Genomic DNA, 18,038 nt, shown 5'->3' with positions numbered 1-18,038 from the left:
GCGGACCGGTCTTCCGGCCAGTGGGATACCGGCCACTTTCCGGTCAGTCCGCCGCGTCGGCGGCCGTGCGGGAGGCCGCGGCGGCGCCCGCGCCGTGGACCGGGAGCCAGCAGCGGATGATGTCGCGGACCGAGACCATGCCGACCGGGCCGAGGTCGTCGAGGACGACGAGGTGGCGGAAACCGCCCCTGGTCATCGCCTCCGCCGCCTCCGCCAGGGTCCAGCCGGGCGCGGCGAAGACGACCTCGTGGGTGGTGTGGGCGCCGGCCGGCTCGTGGTCCGGGTCCTCGCCCCGGCCCAGGGAGTTGAGGATGTCACGCTCGGTGATGATGCCGATTCCGGAGTCGCCGTCGAGGACGACGGCAGCGCCGACCCGGCGGACGGACATCAGCCGGGCGGCCTGGCGGAGGGTGTGGGCGGGGCCGACGGTGAGGACCACCGTGCTCATGGCGTCGCGGACGAGCATGGAAGGAGCCACCTCCTCGGCGAACCGCCCCGCAGGACGGTTCACAAATTCACAAGTGGGGGGCTCTCAGAGTTGCACCGGGGGAGAAGGCCGACAAGGGGGCGCGCGAGGCGCCTTGAGGGGCGGACGGGGGCGCGCTCAGGCGCCGGGCGTCCCCGCGTGCCCCAGGTACCCCAGCATCTCCTCGTGCAGCAGCCCGTTGGAGGCCGCCGCGTTCCCGCCGTGCGGGCCGGGCCGCCCGTCGAGACCGGTGTACGAGCCGCCGGCCTCCTGCACCACGACCGCCACCGCCGCCATGTCCCACAGCGACAGCTCCGGCTCGGCGCACAGGTCCACCGTCCCCTCGGCGACCATCATGTACGGCCAGAAGTCGCCGTACGCCCGGGTCCGCCAGCACGCGCGCGTGAGGTCCAGGAACGCGTCCAGCTTCCCCCGCTCCTCCCAGCCGCTCAGCGAGGAGTACGCGAAGGAGGCGTCGGCCAGCGAGGACACCCGGGAGACGCCGATCCGGGTCCCGGACTCCGGGCCGGTGCCGGTGAAGGCGCCCAGGCCCTCCGCCGCCCACCAGCGGCGGCCGAGCGCCGGTGCGGACACCACGCCGACCACCGGCCGGAAGCCGTCCTCGCCCTCCTCCATCAGCGCGATCAGGGTCGCCCACACGGGGACCCCGCGCACGTAGTTCTTGGTGCCGTCGATCGGGTCGACCACCCAGCGGCGCGGGCCCGAGCCCTCCACGCCGTACTCCTCGCCCAGGATCGCGTCCCCGGGCCGCTCCTTCTGGAGCCCCGCGCGGATCAGCTCCTCGGCGGCCCGGTCCGCCTCGCTCACCGGGGTCATGTCGGGCTTCGTCTCGACCTTCAGGTCCAGTGCCCGGAAGCGGGCCATCGTGGCCGCGTCGGCGGTGTCCGCGAGGGCATGGGCGAGACGCAGGTCATCGTGGTAATCGGCCATGTCCGGCACTCTAGCGCCGCACGCGGGGACAACCGGCGGGCCGTCCACCGGCGGCGCCCGCGACCCGCGCCCGCCCCTTGACAGCCTCCCCGCGCGCTGCCGACGCTGGGGGGCCACCGTCCGGCCCGGAGGCGCCCATGCCGACCGCCCGCGAGGCCCTCCTCGACGCCGCGCTCGCCGCCCTGTCCCGCCACCCCTGGTCCGCCGTCCGGATGGCCGACCTCGCCGCCGCCGCCCGGGTCTCCCGGCAGACCCTCTACAACGAGTTCGGCAGCAAGGAGGGCCTGGCCCGCGCCCTCGTCCGCCACGAGGCCGACGCCTACCTCGAAGGGGTCCGCCGGCTGCTCGCAGGGCCCGGACCGAACGCCCGCACCCTGGCCGCCGTCGCCGAGTGGACCGTGGCCCGGGCCGGCGACCGGCCGATACTCCGCTCGCTGCTCACCGGCGCCTGGACCGAGGGCCTGCCCCGGCCCCGCCCGGTCCGGCCTGGCGCCCCGCTCGCGCCCGTACCGGCGCAGCGGCGGGCCGACGGCGGGCCGCCGGCCCCGGGGGAACTGCTCGCGACGACCGCGCGCTGCGCGGGGGAGCGGTGGGCGGCCGGCTGCGAGCTGGCCCTGCGGCTCGCCCTCAGCCACGTGGTCGCCCCGGCCCTGCCCCCGGAGGGTCAGTGCGCGGAGCCGGACAGCTGGAGGCCGATGACCCCCACGATGACCAGGCTGATCGAGACGATCTTGAGCGTGGAGACCAGGTCGCCGAGGAACACCATGCCGTAGATCGCGGTGCCGGCCGCCCCGATCCCCGTCCACACCGCGTACGCCGGCCCGACGTCGAGCTTCTTCAGGGCCAGCGTGAGCAGGCCGAAGCTGCCCAGGGCGAAGCAGGCGAAGGCGATCGTCGGCCACAGCCGGGTGAACCCGTGCGAGAGCTTCAGGCAGACCGCGAAACCCGTCTCCAGGAATCCGGCGACCACCACCAGCAGCCACGCCATCGTTCCCGCCTCCCACCCGGTCGGATCATCCGCACTTGTGCGGTTATGTCCTTACCGGCATGGGGACGTGCGTAAACACCCGGGCCCGGCGTGGACACCCCGGTCCGGCGCGGCCACCCCGGCCCCGCGCGGACGCCCGGCCCGGCGTCAGTCGCCCTCGCGGCGCTCCCGGGTGGAGAGCAGGCGCCGCAGCGAGAACAGCCGCGCGGGATCGGCGTGGCCCTCCGCCACCCAGGCGTCCAGGGCGCAGTCCGGCTCGTCGTGGCTGCACCCGCGCGGGCAGTTCTCCGTGCCCGGCTCCAGGTCGGGGAAGGCGTGGATGACCCGGGACGGATCGACGTGGTGCAGCCCGAAGGAGCGCACGCCGGGCGTGTCGATGACCCAGCCGTCCACCTCGTCCAGCGGCAGCGCGAGCGCCGAGGTGGTGGTGTGCCGGCCGCGTCCCGTCACCGCGTTCACGTGCCCGGTGATCCGGCGCTTGTCCTGCGGCACCAGCGCGTTCACCAGCGTCGTCTTGCCGACGCCGGAATGGCCGACGAAGGCCGTCACCCGGCCGCCCAGGTGCTCCCGCACCCGCGCCGCCGCCCCGCCGTCGTACAGCTCCTCGCGGTTCACCACCACGTACGGGATGTCCAGGTCGCCGTAGAGCTCCAGCAGCTTGTCCGGCGGCGCCAGGTCCGACTTGGTCAGCACCAGGAAGGGCTCCAGGCCGCCGTCGTACGCCGCCACCAGACAGCGGTCGATCAGCCGGGGGCGCGGCTCGGGATCGGCGAGCGCGGTGACGATGGCGAGCTGGTCGGCGTTGGCCACGACCACCCGCTCGTACGGGTCGTCGTCGTCGGCCGTGCGGCGCAGCACCGAGCTCCGCTCCCCGATCCGCACGATCCGGGCCAGGGTGTCCTTCTCGCCGGACAGGTCGCCCACCAGGGAGACCCGGTCGCCGACCACGGCCGCCTTGCGGCCCAGCTCGCGGGCCTTCATCGCGAGCACGGGCCGGTCCTCGACCAGACAGGTGAGCCGGCCCCGGTCCACGGTGAGGACCATGCCCTCGACGGCGTCCTCGTGCTTGGGGCGGATGGAGGTCCGCGGCCGGGTGCCCTTGCGGTTGGGCCGCTGGCGGATGTCGTCCTCGTCGGTGCGCTTGCCGTAGTGCCGCATGGTTCAGGCTCCGAGCATTTCGGTCCACATCCCCGGGAAGTCCGGCAAGGTCTTGGCCGTCGTCGCCACGTCCTCGATCTCCACGCCCTTCACGGCGAGGCCGATGATCGCGCCCGCGGTCGCCATCCGGTGGTCGTGGTACGTGCGGAAGACGCCGCCGGTCAGCGGGCGCGGGCGGATGTGGAGGCCGTCCCCGGTCTCGGTGACATCGCCGCCCAGGCCGTTGATCTCCCGGGTGAGCGCGGCCAGCCGGTCGGTCTCGTGGAGCCGCAGGTGCGCCACCCCGCGCAGGGTGGAGGGGGAGTCGGCGAGGGCGGCGACCGCCGCGATGCCGGGGGTCAGCTCGCCGACCTCGCCCAGGTCCACGTCGATGCCGTGGATCCGGCCGGTGCCGGTGAAGGTGAGCCCCGCGTCCGTGAGCTCGCAGACGCCGCCCATCTCGGTGAAGATCCGGCGCAGCTCGTCACCCGGCTGGGTGGTGCGGGCCGGCCAGTCGGGGACCGTCACCCGGCCGCCGGTGACCAGCGCCGCCGCCAGGAACGGCTGGGCGTTCGACAGGTCCGGCTCGATCACCAGGTCCCGGCCGCGCAGCGCCGAGGGGGCCACCCGCCAGACGTCCGGCTCGCCGCCGTGCTCCGGCTCGTCCACCTTCGCGCCCACCGCGCGGAGCATGTCCACGGTCATCCGGATGTGCGGCATCGAGGGCAGCCGGCCGCCGACGTGCCGGACCTCGACGCCCTGGTTGAAGCGGGCGCCGGAGAGCAGCAGGGCGCTGACGAACTGGGAGGACGAGGAGGCGTCGATCTCGACGACCCCGCCGTCCAGGCCGCCCGCGCCGTGCACGGTCATCGGGAGGGCGCCGCGGCCCTCGTCGTCGATCCGGGCGCCGAGCGCGCGCAGCGCGTCGATCACGCCGTGCAGCGGGCGCTCGTGGGAGCGGGGGTCGCCGTCGAAGCGGACCGGGCCGTCGGCGAGGGCCGCGACGGGCGGCAGGAAGCGCATGACCGTGCCGGCGTTGCCCACGTCGACCGCGGCCGGGCCGCGCAGCGGGGCGGGGAGGATCCGCCATGCCTCGCCGGTGCCGTCGGGGCCCACGCCCTCCTCGATCCGCACCCCCAGGGTGCGCAGGCCCTCGGCCATCAGGAGGGTGTCGCGGGAGCGGAGCGGGCGGCGCACCCAGCCCGGCTCGGCGGCGAGCGCGGCGAGCACGAGGGCGCGGTTGGTGACCGACTTCGAGCCCGGCACGGTCACGGTCGCGTCGACGGGACCGCCCGCGTACGGGGCGGGCCAGAGGTCCGGGCCGGCGGGGGCGGCGGGGTGCGACGGATCGGGGTGCGCGGGGGAAGCTGCGGTCATGCCCTCACTGTACGGGGGCGTCACAGGGCGAGGAGCCAGGTGGCGCCGCCGATCAGGCAGGAGAGGGACACCGTGTGGAAGAAGGCCAGCCACACCCCGGCGGGCACGTGGGTGAGCCGGGAGAGCTGGTCCGCGTCCGAGTCGGGGGCGCCCCCGCGGCGCCGCTTCGACTGGAGCTCGAAGGGCGGCCGGACCCCGCCGAGGAGCAGGAACCACACCACCGCGTACGCGAAGACCGCCTGGACCTCCGGGCCGGTCAGCCAGGAGACCAGGACGAAGAGCGCGCCGGTGAGGACGACGGTGAGGATCCCGTACGCGTTGCGGACCATCACCAGCATCGCGAGGAGCAGCGCGGTCGCCGACCACAGCAGGAGGGTGACCCGGCCCGCGCCGAGCAGCGCCGCCCCGCCGAGGCCGAGCAGCGGGGCCGCCGTGTAGCCGGCGGCCAGGGTGAGGACGACGCCGAGGCCGGTCGGGCGGCCCCGGGTGACGGTGAGGCCGCTGGTGTCGGAGTGCAGCCGGATCGCCTCCAGGCGGCGGCCGGCGGCGAGCGCGACCAGGCCGTGGCCGCCCTCGTGGGCGATGGTGATCGCGTTGCGGGCGAGCAGCCAGACGCGGCGGGGCACGGTGACCGCGAGGGCCGCCACGCCGGTGGCGACGACCAGCCAGGTGGCGGGCGCGTCCTGCGGGCTGAAGAGGTCCATCCTCCGGTTCGCTCCTCTCGGGGCCGGGAATCGTGGCAGTGTGGCACGTATGTGCGGACGTTTTGCGGCGAGCCGGCCCGCCGAGGAGCTCGTGGAGATCTTCGGAGTCGAGAAGTGGGAGCCGGAGGAGACCCTGGACCAGGACTGGAACGTGGCCCCCACCAAACAGGTCCACGCGGTCCTCGAACGCCCTGTGAAGGACGCGGAGACGCCCCGGCCGGTTCGCCAGCTGCGGACCCTGCGGTGGGGCCTGGTGCCCTCCTGGTCGAAGACGCCGGAGGGCGCGGCCCGGATGATCAACGCCCGGTCCGAGACCCTGCACGAGAAGCCCTCCTTCAAGCGCGCCTTCCGGTCCCGCCGCTGCATCCTGCCCGCCGACGGCTATTACGAGTGGGTGACCGGCGCGGCCGAGCGCGACCTGGAGGTCGAGGGGAAGAAGAAGCGGCCCCGCAAGCAGCCGTACTTCGTGACCCCGGCGGACGGCTCGGTCTTCGCCATGGCCGGCCTCTACGAGTTCTGGCGCGACCCCACCCTGCCGCCCGAGCACCCGAACGCCTGGTGGACGACCTGCTCGGTGATCACCACCGAGGCGGAGACCGGACCGCTCGGGGTGGCGCCCGCCGAGGGGCCCGGCACGCTCGCCGAGATCCACCCCCGGATGCCGCTGATGCTCACCGAGGACCGCTGGGACGCCTGGCTCGACCCGGAGACCACCGGCGTCGACGAGCTGCGCGCCCTGCTCGCGCCGCCGCCGGAGGGCCTGATGCGGGCCTACCCGGTCGCCACCGCCGTCAGCAACGTCCGCAACAACGGCCCCGAGCTGCTGGCCGAGTTGTCCGGCCCCGAGGTCGGCACGCTGTTCTGATCCGGTGCCGGGCGGGGGCGGGCCCGGACGGCAGGATGGGGACGTGACGAAGACCGAGACCGTGCCCACCGACGCCGGTGAGGCGCGCATCACCTGGCACCCCGCCCCGGAGCCCCGCCGCGTCCTCGCCCTCGGCCACGGCGCCGGCGGCGGGATCGAGGCCCGCGACCTGGCCGCGCTCGCCGCCGCCCTGCCCGCCCTCGGCACGACCGTCGCCCTGGTGGAGCAGCCCTGGCGGGTCGCGGGGAAGAAGCTCGCCCCCGCGCCGAAGACCCTCGACACCGGCTGGCGCGGCCTCTGGCCCGCCCTCGCCGCCCAGGGCCTCCCGGTGGTCGCGGGCGGCCGCAGCGCCGGCGCCCGGGTCGCCTGCCGGACCGGCGCGGAGCTCGGCGCCGCCGCCGTCCTCGCGCTGGCCTTCCCCCTCCACCCGCCGGGGAGGCCGGAGCGCTCCCGTGCGGACGAACTCCTCGCCACCGGCCTGCCCACGCTCGTCGTCCAGGGCGACAACGACCCCTTCGGGAAGCCCGGGGAGTTTCCGGAGGGGCCGTACGAGCTCGCCGCGATCCCGTACGGCGACCACGGCTTCGCCCTGCCCAAGCGCGCCCCGGTCGGCCGGGACGAGGCGGTCGGCCGGATCGTCGGGGCCGTCGCCGGATGGCTCGCCGCCCTGCGCTGAACCCCACCGGGGAGCCGGGAATGCGGAGGCGGGGGCCGCTGTTGTGGAGAGCGTCGGTGAGTGAAGCGAGAGAGGGAGTCCGCCCCATGGGTTCGACCATCTGCCCGGAGCGGGTCAGGTCCGCGGAGCTGGACTGGACCGTGCTGCCCGCCCCCAAGGCCGCTCCGATTCGGGCGGCGGGTGGAGCCGTTCCTCGTCTATCCTCCGAGACGAGCGGGTCCGGCCCCGGATCCGTCACCGCGCTGGAGGAGGTGGGTCCGGTCACTGGGACCGACACAGGGACCGATGACGGCCCCGAGGAGACGACCGAGGAGCGCAACGCGCGCTTCGAGCGGGACGCCCTCGGCTTCCTCGACCAGATGTACTCGGCCGCGCTGCGGATGACGCGCAACCCCGCGGACGCCGAGGACCTGGTGCAGGAGACCTACGCGAAGGCGTACGGCTCCTTCCACCAGTTCCGCGAGGGCACCAACCTCAAGGCGTGGCTGTACCGCATCCTCACCAACACCTTCATCAACTCGTACCGCAAGAAGCAGCGCGAGCCCCAGCGCAGCGCCGCCGAGGAGATCGAGGACTGGCAGCTCGCCCGCGCCGAGTCGCACATGTCGACCGGTCTGCGCTCCGCCGAGTCGCAGGCGCTCGACCACCTCCCCGACTCGGACGTGAAGGCCGCGCTCCAGGCGATCCCCGAGGAGTTCCGCATCGCGGTCTACCTCGCCGACGTCGAGGGCTTTGCCTACAAGGAGATCGCCGACATCATGGGGACCCCCATCGGTACGGTGATGTCCCGGCTGCACCGGGGCCGCCGCCAGCTCCGCGGCATGCTCGAGGACTACGCCCGCGAGCGCGGCCTCGTCCCCGCCGGCGCGGGAGAGTCGTCCAAGGATCTGAAAGGCGCGGACTCATGAGCTGCGGAGACCCGCACGAGACGGATTGCTCGGAAGTCCTGGACCATCTCTACGAGTTCCTCGACAGAGAGATGCCCGACGGCGAGTGCACCAAGTTCGAGGTGCACTTCGAGGAGTGCTCCCCGTGCCTGGAGAAGTACGGCCTGGAGCAGGCGGTGAAGAAGCTCGTCAAGCGCTGCTGCGGCAGTGACGACGTCCCCACCGACCTGCGCGCCAAGGTCATGGGCCGGATCGACCTGATCCGCGCCGGGCACCTGGTGCCCGAGCAGGAGCCCGCGGTCTCCCCGGAGACCCAGGCCCCCGCCGCCCAGGAGTAGCCCGGACGGGTGTGCGAGGCGTCCCCCGCGCGCCCGTCAGCTTGTATCACCCGATGGTGGGAACCGACGGCGGACCGCCTCCCGCGGCCGCCGTCCTCGCTAGCGTGACCGCGTGACGGTCGTGAAGCCCCTTCCGCGAACGGCCCGCGCGTACATCGTCTGCGCCGCCCTCGGCGCCGGAGCGTGCGCCCTGCCCGCGCTCCTCCCCCCGTCGCCCACCCCCTGGGCGACCGCCGGCCTCCTCGCCGCCCTGTACGCGCTCTGCGAGCTGCCCGCCCGCTGCCGCCTCCTCGGCCGCGCCCTCGGCGGCTCCGTCCCCCTGGGCACCGGCTCCTTCTTCCCCGTGCTCCTCGCCGCCGCCCTGCTGCTGCCCCCGGCCGCCGCCGCCCTCACCGCCCTCCCCGGCGGCCTCCTCGCCCGCGTCGGGGAACCCCCCGTCCACTGGCGCCGCGCCTGGCGCGCCGCCGCCACCGCGCTCGCCGCCTGGACCGCCGCCCACACCGCCGGCGCCCTGCACGCCCCCGCCGCCCTCGACGGCCCCGACTTCCCCCGCGCGCTGCTGCCCGCCCTCGCCGCCGCCCTCGTCTTCTGCCTGATCCTCACCGCCCTCGACGGCGGCATCCGCGCCACCGCCGAGGGGCTCCCGCTCCGCACCGCCTGGCGCGGTCTCCTCGGCCGCGCCCTCGCCCCGCACCTCGTCCACGGCCTCGCCGGCCTCATGATGGGCGTCCTCTGGCGCAGCCCGTACGGCCCCGCGGCCGCCCTCCTCGTCCTGCTGCCCATGTACGTCTCCTGCTGGGTCTTCGCCCAGTACCACCGCGAGCGCGCCGCCCACCAGGCCACCATCCGCGCCCTCGTCCAGGCCGTCGACATCAAGGACAGCTACACCCGCGGCCACAGCGAACGCGTCGGCCGCGCCTCCGTCCTGATCGCCCGTGAACTCGGCATGGCCGACGACCGCCTCGACGTCGTCCGCTTCGCCGGCATCCTCCACGACGTCGGCAAGCTCGGCGTCCCCACCCGCGTCCTGCGCAAGGACGGACCGCTCACCCCCGAGGAGCGCCGGATCATCGAGCTCCACCCCGAGTACGGCCACGAGATGGTCCGGGGCATCGGCTTCCTCGGCGAGGCCCGCGACGCCGTCCTCCACCACCACGAGCGGATCGACGGCAGCGGCTACCCCTACGGGCTGCGCGGCGAGCAGATCCCCGAGTGCGCCCGGGTCGTCGCCGTCGCCGACGCCTTCGACGCCATGACCTCCACCCGCTCCTACAGCCGCGCCCGGCCCGTCGCCACCGCCCTGGCCGAACTGGAGCGGTGCGCGGGCAGCCAGTTCGACCCGCGGATGGTCGGCGCGCTCGCCCGCGCCCTCGACCGGTACGGCTGGCAGACCGCCGTCACCGCCGACGAACCCGGCACCCAGGTCCCCGCCCCCCGCGCACCCGGCCCGGGCGCCGCCGGGACCACCGGACCCGCCGAGACCGCCGAGCCCGCCAAGACCGGGGAACCCGCATGAACCTCCAGGAGCCCGCATGAGACCGGGGGTGGCCACCGTCGGCGCCGTCCACGCCACCGCCCTCCTCCTCGGCCTCGCCGGCCTCGCCGGCACCCTCTGGCAGGGGGTCGCCGAGCCCGGCAACGCCCTCGCCTTCGGCACCCTCGTCGCCCTCGGCGAGCTCGCCCGCTGGGGCGCCCACCCCGGCGAGCGCGAACCCGCCCCGCTCGCCGCCGCCGGAGCCCTCGCCTACGCCCTCCTCGGCAACGCCGCCGGAACCGCCACCACCCACGGCGTCCTCCAGATCCTCGCCGTCACCGTCGCCGGCGGGCTCGCCGGGATCGTGCCCCACATCGCCCGCGGCCGGGGCCCCGACCGCGACCACCTCGCCCGCCGGATCCTCACCGTCGCCTTCGCAGCCCTCTGCTTCCAGCCGCTCTACAACTCCGGCGCCGTCGCCGGACACCTCGACCCCGGCCTGCCCTATGCCCTCTTCCTGCTGCTCGTCCTCGTCCTGACCGGCCTGTGCGACGCCGTCCTCGCCGCCCTGCTGCTCCACGCCCGCACCGCCTACCCGTACGGCCCCCTCCTGCGCGACGAACTGCGGGCCCTCCTCGGCATCGGCTCCGCCGTCTGCGCCACCGGCGTCGTCATGGCCCTCGGCGTCGCCGCCGCCGGACTGTGGGCGCTGCCCGTCCTCGCCGTGCCGCTGCTGCTCACCCAGGTCTCCTTCCGCCGCTACACCGCCGTCCGCACCGTCAACCGGCAGACCATCGCCTCCCTCGCGCGGGCGACCGAGATCGCCGGCTGCACCCCGCCCGGCCACGCCCGCCGGGTCGCGGACCTCTCCGCCGCCGTCGGCCGCGAGCTCGGCCTCGGCGGCGCCGACCTGACCGTCCTGGAGTACGCCGCCCTCATGCACGACATCGGCCAGCTCTCCCTCGTCGACCCCGTCGCCGGCGGGGCCACCGCCCTCCTCCCCGCCGAGGAGCAGCGCCGGATCGCCCTCCTCGGCGGCGAGGTGGTGCGGATGACCGGCGTCCCCGCGGCCGTCGCCCTGGTGGTCGAGCGGCAGGCCGACCCGTACCGCGAGCAGCCGGTGCCGGCCCGCATCGTCCGCGCCGTGAACGCCTACGACGACCTCGCGGGGGAGGGCGCGGCCACCGCCCTGGAGGCCCTGGAACGGCTCCGGCTCGGCACCGCCCGCGACTACCATCCGGAGGTCGTCGCCTGTCTGGCCAGGGTCCTGGCCCGCGGCGGACGGCCGGGGATGACCTCCGTCCCCACGGGGTAACCGATGGGTAATGAGCGCGCGTCCGACCCGGCATGGTTGGATGCGAACAAGAGGGTGAAGCGACCGGCAGGCGGGAATCGTGAGGATCTTCGGGAAGGTACGGCATCGGCCCTCCGCCTCGTGGCGGCAGGCCACCGACCGCGCGTTCACGCTGATCGGCGACGGCCGGTACGAGGACGCGGGCGCGCTGCTCACCAGAGCGGCGGATCTGGAGCCCTGGCTCTCCGAGTCCTGGTTCAACCTGGCGCTGCTGCACAAGTTCCGGCACGACTGGGAGCAGGCGCGGGCCGCCGGACTGCGGGCCGTGGCCCTGCTCGACAAGGAGACCGGCGCCCCCGACTGGTGGAACGTCGGCATCGCCGCCACCGCCCTCCAGGACTGGCCGCTGGCCCGCCGCGCCTGGCAGGCGTACGGCCTGAAGGTGCCCGGAGCCTCCTCGGCCACCGGAGAGCCCGCCGGCATGGAGCTGGGCAGCGCCGCCGTCCGGCTCTCCCCGGAGGGAGAGGCCGAGGTCGTGTGGGGCCGCCGGCTCGACCCGGCACGCATCGAGGTCCTCTCCGTCCCGCTGCCCTCCTCCGGGCGCCGCTGGGGCGAGGTCGTCCTCCACGACGGCGTCCCGAACGGCGAGCGCACCACCTCCGCCGGACCCTCCTACCCGGTCTTCGACGAGATCGAGCTGTGGGCCCCCTCGCCCGTCCCCACCTGGGTCGTCCTCCTGGAGGCCGCCACCGAGGCCGACCGGGACGCGCTGGAGCAGCTCGCCGCGGAGGCGGGCTTCGCCGCCGAGGACTGGTCCTCGTCGGTACGGCTCCTGTGCCGGGCCTGCTCGGAGTCGACCATGCCCAGTGCCGAGGGCGAGGGCGACCACGTCGACCCGCACGACCACAGCGAGCCCGGACACCCCGGCCCGCTCGGCCACCGCTCGCCCGGCGAGCTGTGGGTCCCCGAGCGCGAGTGCGGGATCGCCGCCCCGGCGAACCTGGTGCGCGGCCTGCTCGACGGCTGGGTCGCCGACAGTCCGGACAGCCGGGAGTGGCGGGATCTCGAAGAGGTCTGCTGAGCGTTCCGCCCGCGCCCCGTAGGCTGTCTCCCGACGGAATCGGGTTTTCAGGAAGGCGCGGCGGCACATGGCGCAGCAGGAGACGGGCGAGCAGATCTTCACGGGATACGCCGTGGACGACGACGGCTACATCGTGGACACCGAGGAGTGCGAGGCGCGCGAGCTCGCCCACCGCGAGCGGGGCACCTCCCGCCCCATCACGGTCGTCGGCAACCCGGTGCTGCACCACGAGTGCGCGGACGTCACCGAGTTCGGCCCCGAGCTGGCCGCCCTGGTCGACGACATGTTCGCCAGCCAGAAGACCGCCGAGGGCGTCGGCCTCGCCGCCAACCAGATCGGCGTCGGCCTGAAGGTCTTCGTCTACGACTGCCCCGACGACGAGGGCGTCCGCCACACCGGCCACGTGGTCAACCCGGTCCTCCAGGAGCTCCCGGCCGACCGCCGTCACCTCGACGACTCCAACGAGGGCTGCCTCTCGGTCCCCACCGCCTACGCGGAGCTGGCCCGCCCGGACTTCGCCGAGGTCCACGGCCAGGACCTCCTCGGCAACCCCATCAAGGTCCGCGGCACCGGCTACTTCGCCCGCTGCCTCCAGCACGAGACGGACCACCTCTACGGCTTCCTCTACATCGACAAGCTCTCCAAGCGCGACCGCAAGGACGCCCTGCGCCAGATGGAGGAGGGCACCCCGCGCTACCCCGTCGTCGCGAACGACTGACGCGCCCCGCACGCACGCCGAAGGGCCCCGCACTCCACGAGCGCGGGGCCCTTCGCCGTGTCCGTACGGGCTAGAAGTCCTCGTCCAGGTCGACCGTGCCCTCGACCGCCACCTGGTAGGCGGAGGGGCGGCGCTCGAAGAAGTTGGTGAGTTCCTGGACGCCCTGGAGCTCCATGAAGGCGAAGGGGTTCTCGGAGCCGTAGACCGGGGCGAAGCCGAGGCGGACGAGGCGCTGGTCGGCGACGCACTGGAGGTACTCGCGCATGGACTCGGTGTTCATGCCGGGCAGGCCGTCGCCGCACAGGTCGCGGCCGAACTGGAGCTCGGCCTCGACGGCCTCCTTCAGCATGGCCGTGACCTGCTCGCGCAGCTCGTCGTCGAAGAGCTCCGGCTCCTCCTTGCGGACCGTGTCCACGACCTCGAAGGCGAAGTTCATGTGCATGGTCTCGTCGCGGAAGACCCAGTTGGTGCCGGTCGCCAGGCCGTGCAGCAGGCCGCGGGAGCGGAACCAGTACACGTAGGCGAAGGCGCCGTAGAAGAACAGGCCCTCGATGCAGGCGGCGAAGCAGATCAGGTTGAGCAGGAAGCGGCGGCGGTCCGCCTGCGTCTCCAGGCGGTCGATCTTCTCGACCGAGTCCATCCAGCGGAAGCAGAACTGCGCCTTCTCGCGGATGGACGGGATGTTCTCGACCGCCGCGAAGGCCGCCGCCCGGTCGTCCGGGTCGGGCAGGTAGGTGTCCAGGAGCGTCAGGTAGAACTGGACGTGCACGGCCTCCTCGAAGAGCTGGCGCGACAGGTACAGGCGCGCCTCCGGGGAGTTGATGTGCTTGTACAGCGTCAGGACCAGGTTGTTCGCCACGATCGAGTCGCCCGTGGCGAAGAACGCGACCAGCCGGCCGATCATGTGCTGCTCGCCCGGGGTGAGCTTGGCGAGGTCGGCGACGTCCGAGTGGAGGTCGACCTCCTCCACGGTCCAGGTGTTCTTGATGGCGTCCCGGTAGCGCTCGTAGAAGTCCGGGTAGCGCATCGGCCGGAGGGTGAGCTCGAAGCCCGGGTCCAGGAGGTTCTTGTTCTCGGTGGTGCTCATCACTGGCAGGCCTCGCAGGACTCGGGGTTTTCCAGGGAGCAGGCGACCGCGTCGGGGTCGGCGGCCTGCTGGACGGGGAGGGGGGCGGCGGCGGACGCGGACGCCGCGCGGGCGATCCTCGTCGCCGGGCGGGAGCGCAGGTAGTACGTCGTCTTCAGGCCCTGCTTCCAGGCGTACGCGTACATCGACGACAGCTTGCCGATGGTCGGCGTCTCCAGGAACAGGTTCAGCGACTGCGCCTGGTCCAGGAAGGGGGTGCGGGCGGCGGCCATGTCGATGAGGCCGCGCTGCGGGATCTCCCACGCCGTCCGGTACAGCGCCCGGACCTCGTCCGGCACCCAGGAGAAGCCCTGCACCGAGCCGTTGGCCTCGCGCAGCGCCTCGCGGGTCTGCGCGTCCCACACGCCGAGCTCCTTGAGCTCCGCCACCAGGTACGAGTTGACCTGGAGGAACTCGCCGGACAGCGTCTCGCGCTTGAAGAGGTTGGAGACCTGCGGCTCGATGCACTCGTACACGCCGGCGATCGAGGCGATCGTCGCCGTCGGCGCGATGGCGAGCAGCAGGGAGTTGCGCATGCCGACCGCGGCGATCCGCTCGCGCAGCGCCGCCCAGCGCTCCGGCCAGTTCAGCTCCACGTCGTAGTGGTCGGGGTGCAGCACGCCCCGGGCGGTACGGGTCTTCTCCCACGCCGGCAGCGGTCCGCTGCGCTCGGCGAGGTCGGCGGACGCCTCGTACGCGGCGAGCATGATCCGCTCGGCGATCCGGGTGGACAGCGCGCGGGCCTCCGCGGAGTCGAAGGGCAGCCGCAGCTTGAAGAAGACGTCCTGGAGGCCCATCGCGCCCAGGCCCACCGGGCGCCACTTCGCGTTGGAGTTCCCGGCCTGCTCGGTCGGGTAGAAGTTGATGTCGACGACCCGGTCGAGGAAGGTGACGGCGGTCCGGACGGTCGCGTCGAGGCGCTCCCAGTCGATGTCGCCGTCGGCGACGAACGCGCCGAGGTTGACCGAGCCGAGGTTGCAGACGGCCGTCTCGCCGTCGTCGGTGACCTCGATGATCTCGGTGCACAGGTTGGAGGAGTGGACGACCGTGCCGGGCTCGGCGGTCTGGTTGGCCGTGCGGTTGGAGGCGTCCTTGAAGGTCATCCAGCCGTTGCCGGTCTGCGCCAGGGTCCGCATCATGCGGCCGTACAGGTCGCGGGCCGGCATCGTGCGGCGGGCCAGGCCCTTCGCCTCGGCGGCGCGGTAGGCGGCGTCGAACTCCTCGCCCCACAGGTCGACCAGCTCGGGCACGTCGGCGGGGGAGAAGAGCGACCACTCGGCGTCCGCGTTCACCCGGCGCATGAACTCGTCCGGGATCCAGTGGGCGAGGTTCAGGTTGTGGGTGCGGCGGGCGTCCTCGCCGGTGTTGTCGCGGAGCTCCAGGAACTCCTCGACGTCCGCGTGCCAGGTCTCCAGGTAGACGGCGGCGGCGCCCTTGCGGCGGCCGCCCTGGTTCACGGCGGCGACCGAGGCGTCCAGCGTCTTCAGGAAGGGCACGATGCCATTGGAGTGGCCGTTGGTGCCGCGGATCAGCGAACCGCGCGAGCGGATCCGGGAGTACGACAGGCCGATGCCGCCCGCGTGCTTCGACAGGCGCGCGACCTGGTGGTAGCGGTCGTAGATCGAGTCCAGCTCGTCCTGCGGGGAGTCCAGGAGGTAGCAGGAGGACATCTGCGGGTGGCGGGTGCCGGAGTTGAAGAGCGTGGGCGAGGACGGCAGGTAGTCCAGGCGGCTCATCAGGCCGTACAGCGCCGCGACCTCGTCGAGTGCGCGGGCGGAGTCGTCCTCGGCGAGGCCGGAGGCGACCCGGAGCATGAAGTGCTGCGGGGTCTCGATCACCTTGCGGGTGATCGGGTGGCGCAGCAGGTAGCGCGAGTACAGGGTCCGCAGGCCGAAGTAGCCGAAGCGGTCGTCGGCGGCCGGGTCGACCAGCACGTCCAGGCGCTCCGCGTGGAGGGCGGCGAAGGCGGCGGTGCGGTCGGCGATCAGGCCCTCGCGGTGGCCGGTGGCGACCGAGGAGGAGAAGGAGACGGCGCCCTGCGAGGCCGCCTCCTCGGCGATCGTGAGGGTGAGGAGCCGGGCGGCGAGCCGGGAGTAGGCGGGGTCCTCGGAGATGAGTCCGGCGGCGGCCTCGGTGGCCAGTTCGCGCAGCTCCGCCTCGTCCGAACCGGCGTGCCGGCCGCGCAGCGCGGCGGCGGCGACCCGGCCGGGGTCGGTGTCGGTGAGGTCGGCGGTGAGGTCGGTCAGGGTCCGCAGCAGTACGGTCCCGGGGCCGTCGCTCTCGATCGCGGCGGCCTCGGCAACTGACGGACCCGCAGGCGCGATGGTCACGTGGGGGCTCTCCCTCGCTCGGCCCGGGGCCACGGCGGGGGGAGGGGCGAGCGGGCTCCGCACGCACGGGAGCGCCCGCGTCCACCGGCCCATTCCGCGAGGCCCGGACGTCGTCGGCACCCGGAACGGACGGACCGGGCGCACCGTCGGCAGGTCCTCGGACTCACCCCGTGCGAAAGCGCACGAAGTACACCGTTGCGGGACAGTTCCGGATTCGCACCGGATTCCCCTGTGACGACAGCGAGGACGAGCATACATGTGGGGGGCGCCGCTCGCGGCACCCCCCACATGTTGTGTCCTGTCGTTCGGATGTCCGGGCCGGGCGTCCAGGTCCGGACGCCAGGCAGAGAGGTCCGGGGCTCGGGCGTCCCGGGCCTCAGACGTCCAGGGAGAACGCCCACAGGGGCGACAGGCCGGGCACCGGGCTCCAGTCCCGCTCGGGGACCCGGACGAAGCCCAGGCGCCGGTAGATCCGGTGCGCGGACGTCATCCGGTCCTGGGTGGACAGCACCACCCGGACGCAGCCGTCGAGGGTACGCGCCCGGTCGACGCAGGCCCGGACCAGCGCCTCCCCGACGCCCCTGCCGCGCGCCGCGCGCGCCACGGCGAGGAGCCGGAACTCGGCCTCGCCGGCGCCGGCGATGTCCGCCCACTCCCCGCCGCCGGGCGTGAAGGTGACCGCGCCGAGCAGCGCCCCCTCGGCGTCCGCGGCGACCAGCACCTCCGCCTCGACGGCCCGCCGGGCGACGTCCTTCATCACCGGCAGGTAGGGGTCGTCCTCCCCGAAGGTGAGGTGTCCGTCGTCGAGGTAGGCACGGGCGGTGAGTTCGCCCACCTCCTCGTGCTCCTCGGGCCGTACGGCCCTGATCGTGAAGTCCATGCCCGGCAGTCTGCCGCGCTCAGCCGCCGGTGCCCACCGAGTTGTCGGGCGCCCCGTCGCCGACGGGCGGCAGGTCGCCGCGCTCCACCGGTCCGGCCGGGGCGGTGGCCCGGGGCAGGACGGCGTCGAGCTCGGCGTCGTCGGCCCGGTGGGCCCCGGCGGCGGCCCGTCTCAGCAGGTCGCGGGGGACGGTGAGCGGGGCGGCGACCTCCACGCGCAGCCCGTTCTCGTTGCGCAGGTAGGCGTGCCGGTCGCCGGACCTGCGGTACCAGCCGCCGCCCTCGGCCTCGCAGCCGTCGCCGTCCGGGGGCCCGGCCACGCACTCCTCTGCGGGGAACGGCCGGCGCTCGGTGCTGAGCGTGACCTCGCCGCCCTTCCCGTCCACGTACGTGACCTGGAAGCCGTCGTCGCCGACGACCCCGGCGGACCGGGGCGCCGGCGTGTAGCCCTCGGCCCCGGTGACGTAGACGTGCTCGAGGCGGGTCTGGGCGTACCGGGCGCGGGCCTCCAGGTCCGCGCGGTCGACGGCCGGAGCGGCGGAGGCCGAGGAGACGGAGGCCGGGGGAGCGGCGGGCGGCGGGTCGGCGGCCGTCACGGTGCCGCAGCCGGCGAGCGCCGCCAGGCCGGCGGCGAACAGGAGCAGGCGCGGGGGAGTGTTCCGCGGTCGCATGGGGTCCTTTCGGTGGGGCGGGAACGCGGCAGGCCGCCCGGCCTGGGAGGCGGGCGGCCTGCGGGAGGGTGCGGGA

19 protein-coding genes and 1 riboswitch are annotated in these 18,038 nt (G+C 74.3%); of the genes, 9 read left to right on the top strand and 10 right to left on the bottom strand.

Annotated features, from left to right (window positions below; genetic code table 11):
* Window positions 1-43: 43 nt before the first annotated feature.
* Window positions 44-466 carry a CBS domain-containing protein gene (locus tag IE326_RS06130; protein WP_190041007.1) on the bottom strand — a complete coding sequence of 141 codons (423 nt, stop codon included), beginning with the start codon at window positions 464-466 and terminating at the stop codon, window positions 44-46.
* A gap of 138 nt (window positions 467-604) precedes the next feature.
* Window positions 605-1,417 (bottom strand): histidinol-phosphatase, encoded by an 813-nt coding sequence (hisN, locus tag IE326_RS06125; RefSeq protein WP_150231541.1) that lies wholly within the window; start codon window positions 1,415-1,417, stop codon window positions 605-607.
* A 137-nt stretch (window positions 1,418-1,554) separates the two neighbouring features.
* On the opposite strand from hisN, the gene IE326_RS06120 reads away from it, so the two are divergent.
* Entirely contained in the window at window positions 1,555-2,190 is a 636-nt protein-coding gene (locus tag IE326_RS06120; protein WP_190041006.1) for a TetR/AcrR family transcriptional regulator, read from the top strand.
* On the opposite strand, the gene IE326_RS06115 is transcribed toward IE326_RS06120, so the two are convergent.
* The 4 genes from IE326_RS06115 to IE326_RS06100 form a co-directional block, all read right to left on the bottom strand.
* Window positions 2,082-2,405 (bottom strand): DMT family transporter, encoded by a 324-nt coding sequence (locus tag IE326_RS06115; RefSeq protein ID WP_030758301.1) that lies wholly within the window; start codon window positions 2,403-2,405, stop codon window positions 2,082-2,084. The genes IE326_RS06120 and IE326_RS06115 overlap by 109 nt on opposite strands.
* A 147-nt stretch (window positions 2,406-2,552) precedes the next feature.
* Window positions 2,553-3,563: a ribosome small subunit-dependent GTPase A gene (rsgA, locus tag IE326_RS06110; RefSeq protein WP_150231545.1), complete on the bottom strand. Its 1,011-nt coding sequence runs from the start codon at window positions 3,561-3,563 to the stop codon at window positions 2,553-2,555.
* A gap of 3 nt (window positions 3,564-3,566) precedes the next feature.
* Complete coding sequence (gene aroA, locus IE326_RS06105) at window positions 3,567-4,919, bottom strand: 3-phosphoshikimate 1-carboxyvinyltransferase (protein ID WP_150231547.1); 1,353 nt, start codon at window positions 4,917-4,919, stop codon at window positions 3,567-3,569.
* A 20-nt stretch (window positions 4,920-4,939) separates the two neighbouring features.
* The gene (locus tag IE326_RS06100) at window positions 4,940-5,623 is read right to left on the bottom strand and encodes a M50 family metallopeptidase (RefSeq protein ID WP_150231549.1); all 684 of its coding nucleotides are present in this window, start codon (window positions 5,621-5,623) and stop codon (window positions 4,940-4,942) included.
* A 49-nt stretch (window positions 5,624-5,672) separates the two neighbouring features.
* On the opposite strand from IE326_RS06100, the gene IE326_RS06095 reads away from it, so the two are divergent.
* The 8 genes from IE326_RS06095 (at window position 5,673) to def (ending at window position 12,956) form a co-directional block, all read left to right on the top strand.
* On the top strand, window positions 5,673-6,488 hold the full coding sequence (locus IE326_RS06095) for an SOS response-associated peptidase (protein ID WP_190041005.1): 816 nt from the start codon (window positions 5,673-5,675) through the stop codon (window positions 6,486-6,488).
* A 43-nt stretch (window positions 6,489-6,531) separates the two neighbouring features.
* Entirely contained in the window at window positions 6,532-7,164 is a 633-nt protein-coding gene (locus IE326_RS06090; RefSeq protein WP_150231552.1) for an alpha/beta hydrolase family protein, read from the top strand.
* 251 nt (window positions 7,165-7,415) lie between these two features.
* Complete coding sequence (locus tag IE326_RS06085; RefSeq protein WP_030758313.1) at window positions 7,416-8,072, top strand: sigma-70 family RNA polymerase sigma factor; 657 nt, start codon at window positions 7,416-7,418, stop codon at window positions 8,070-8,072.
* Window positions 8,069-8,389: a mycothiol system anti-sigma-R factor gene (gene rsrA / locus IE326_RS06080; protein ID WP_190041004.1), complete on the top strand. Its 321-nt coding sequence runs from the start codon at window positions 8,069-8,071 to the stop codon at window positions 8,387-8,389. Before IE326_RS06085 ends, rsrA begins: the two co-directional genes overlap by 4 nt.
* Window positions 8,390-8,510: 121 nt before the next feature.
* Entirely contained in the window at window positions 8,511-9,905 is a 1,395-nt protein-coding gene (locus tag IE326_RS06075) for an HD-GYP domain-containing protein (protein ID WP_190042160.1), read from the top strand.
* Window positions 9,906-9,921: 16 nt separating this feature from the next.
* A complete protein-coding gene (locus IE326_RS06070; protein WP_190041003.1) occupies window positions 9,922-11,178 on the top strand; it encodes an HD-GYP domain-containing protein in 1,257 nt (418 codons plus the stop codon).
* A gap of 79 nt (window positions 11,179-11,257) precedes the next feature.
* Window positions 11,258-12,238, top strand: a complete 981-nt coding sequence (locus IE326_RS06065; protein WP_150231558.1) for a tetratricopeptide repeat protein — start codon at window positions 11,258-11,260, stop codon at window positions 12,236-12,238.
* Between the two features lie 67 nt (window positions 12,239-12,305).
* Window positions 12,306-12,956 (top strand): peptide deformylase, encoded by a 651-nt coding sequence (gene def / locus IE326_RS06060; RefSeq protein WP_150231560.1) that lies wholly within the window; start codon window positions 12,306-12,308, stop codon window positions 12,954-12,956.
* Between the two features lie 70 nt (window positions 12,957-13,026).
* On the opposite strand, the gene IE326_RS06055 is transcribed toward def, so the two are convergent.
* From IE326_RS06055 to IE326_RS06040, 4 genes are all read right to left on the bottom strand, one after another.
* Window positions 13,027-14,043, bottom strand: a complete 1,017-nt coding sequence (locus tag IE326_RS06055) for a ribonucleotide-diphosphate reductase subunit beta (protein WP_150231562.1) — start codon at window positions 14,041-14,043, stop codon at window positions 13,027-13,029.
* On the bottom strand, window positions 14,043-16,412 hold the full coding sequence (locus IE326_RS06050) for a ribonucleoside-diphosphate reductase subunit alpha (RefSeq protein WP_190041002.1): 2,370 nt from the start codon (window positions 16,410-16,412) through the stop codon (window positions 14,043-14,045). Before IE326_RS06050 ends, IE326_RS06055 begins: the two co-directional genes overlap by 1 nt.
* Before the next feature lie 131 nt (window positions 16,413-16,543).
* A riboswitch (cobalamin riboswitch) is annotated at window positions 16,544-16,672 on the bottom strand.
* A gap of 116 nt (window positions 16,673-16,788) precedes the next feature.
* Window positions 16,789-17,292 carry a GNAT family N-acetyltransferase gene (locus IE326_RS06045; protein WP_190041001.1) on the bottom strand — a complete coding sequence of 168 codons (504 nt, stop codon included), beginning with the start codon at window positions 17,290-17,292 and terminating at the stop codon, window positions 16,789-16,791.
* Between the two features lie 19 nt (window positions 17,293-17,311).
* Window positions 17,312-17,962 carry a hypothetical protein gene (locus tag IE326_RS06040; protein ID WP_190041000.1) on the bottom strand — a complete coding sequence of 217 codons (651 nt, stop codon included), beginning with the start codon at window positions 17,960-17,962 and terminating at the stop codon, window positions 17,312-17,314.
* Window positions 17,963-18,038 lie beyond the last annotated feature (76 nt).

The sequence above is a fragment of the Streptomyces filamentosus genome (assembly GCF_014654895.1).
GTDB lineage: Bacteria > Actinomycetota > Actinomycetes > Streptomycetales > Streptomycetaceae > Streptomyces > Streptomyces filamentosus.
Note: the sequence above shows the minus strand (reverse complement) of the source record. Positions and strands in the feature narration are given on the sequence as shown.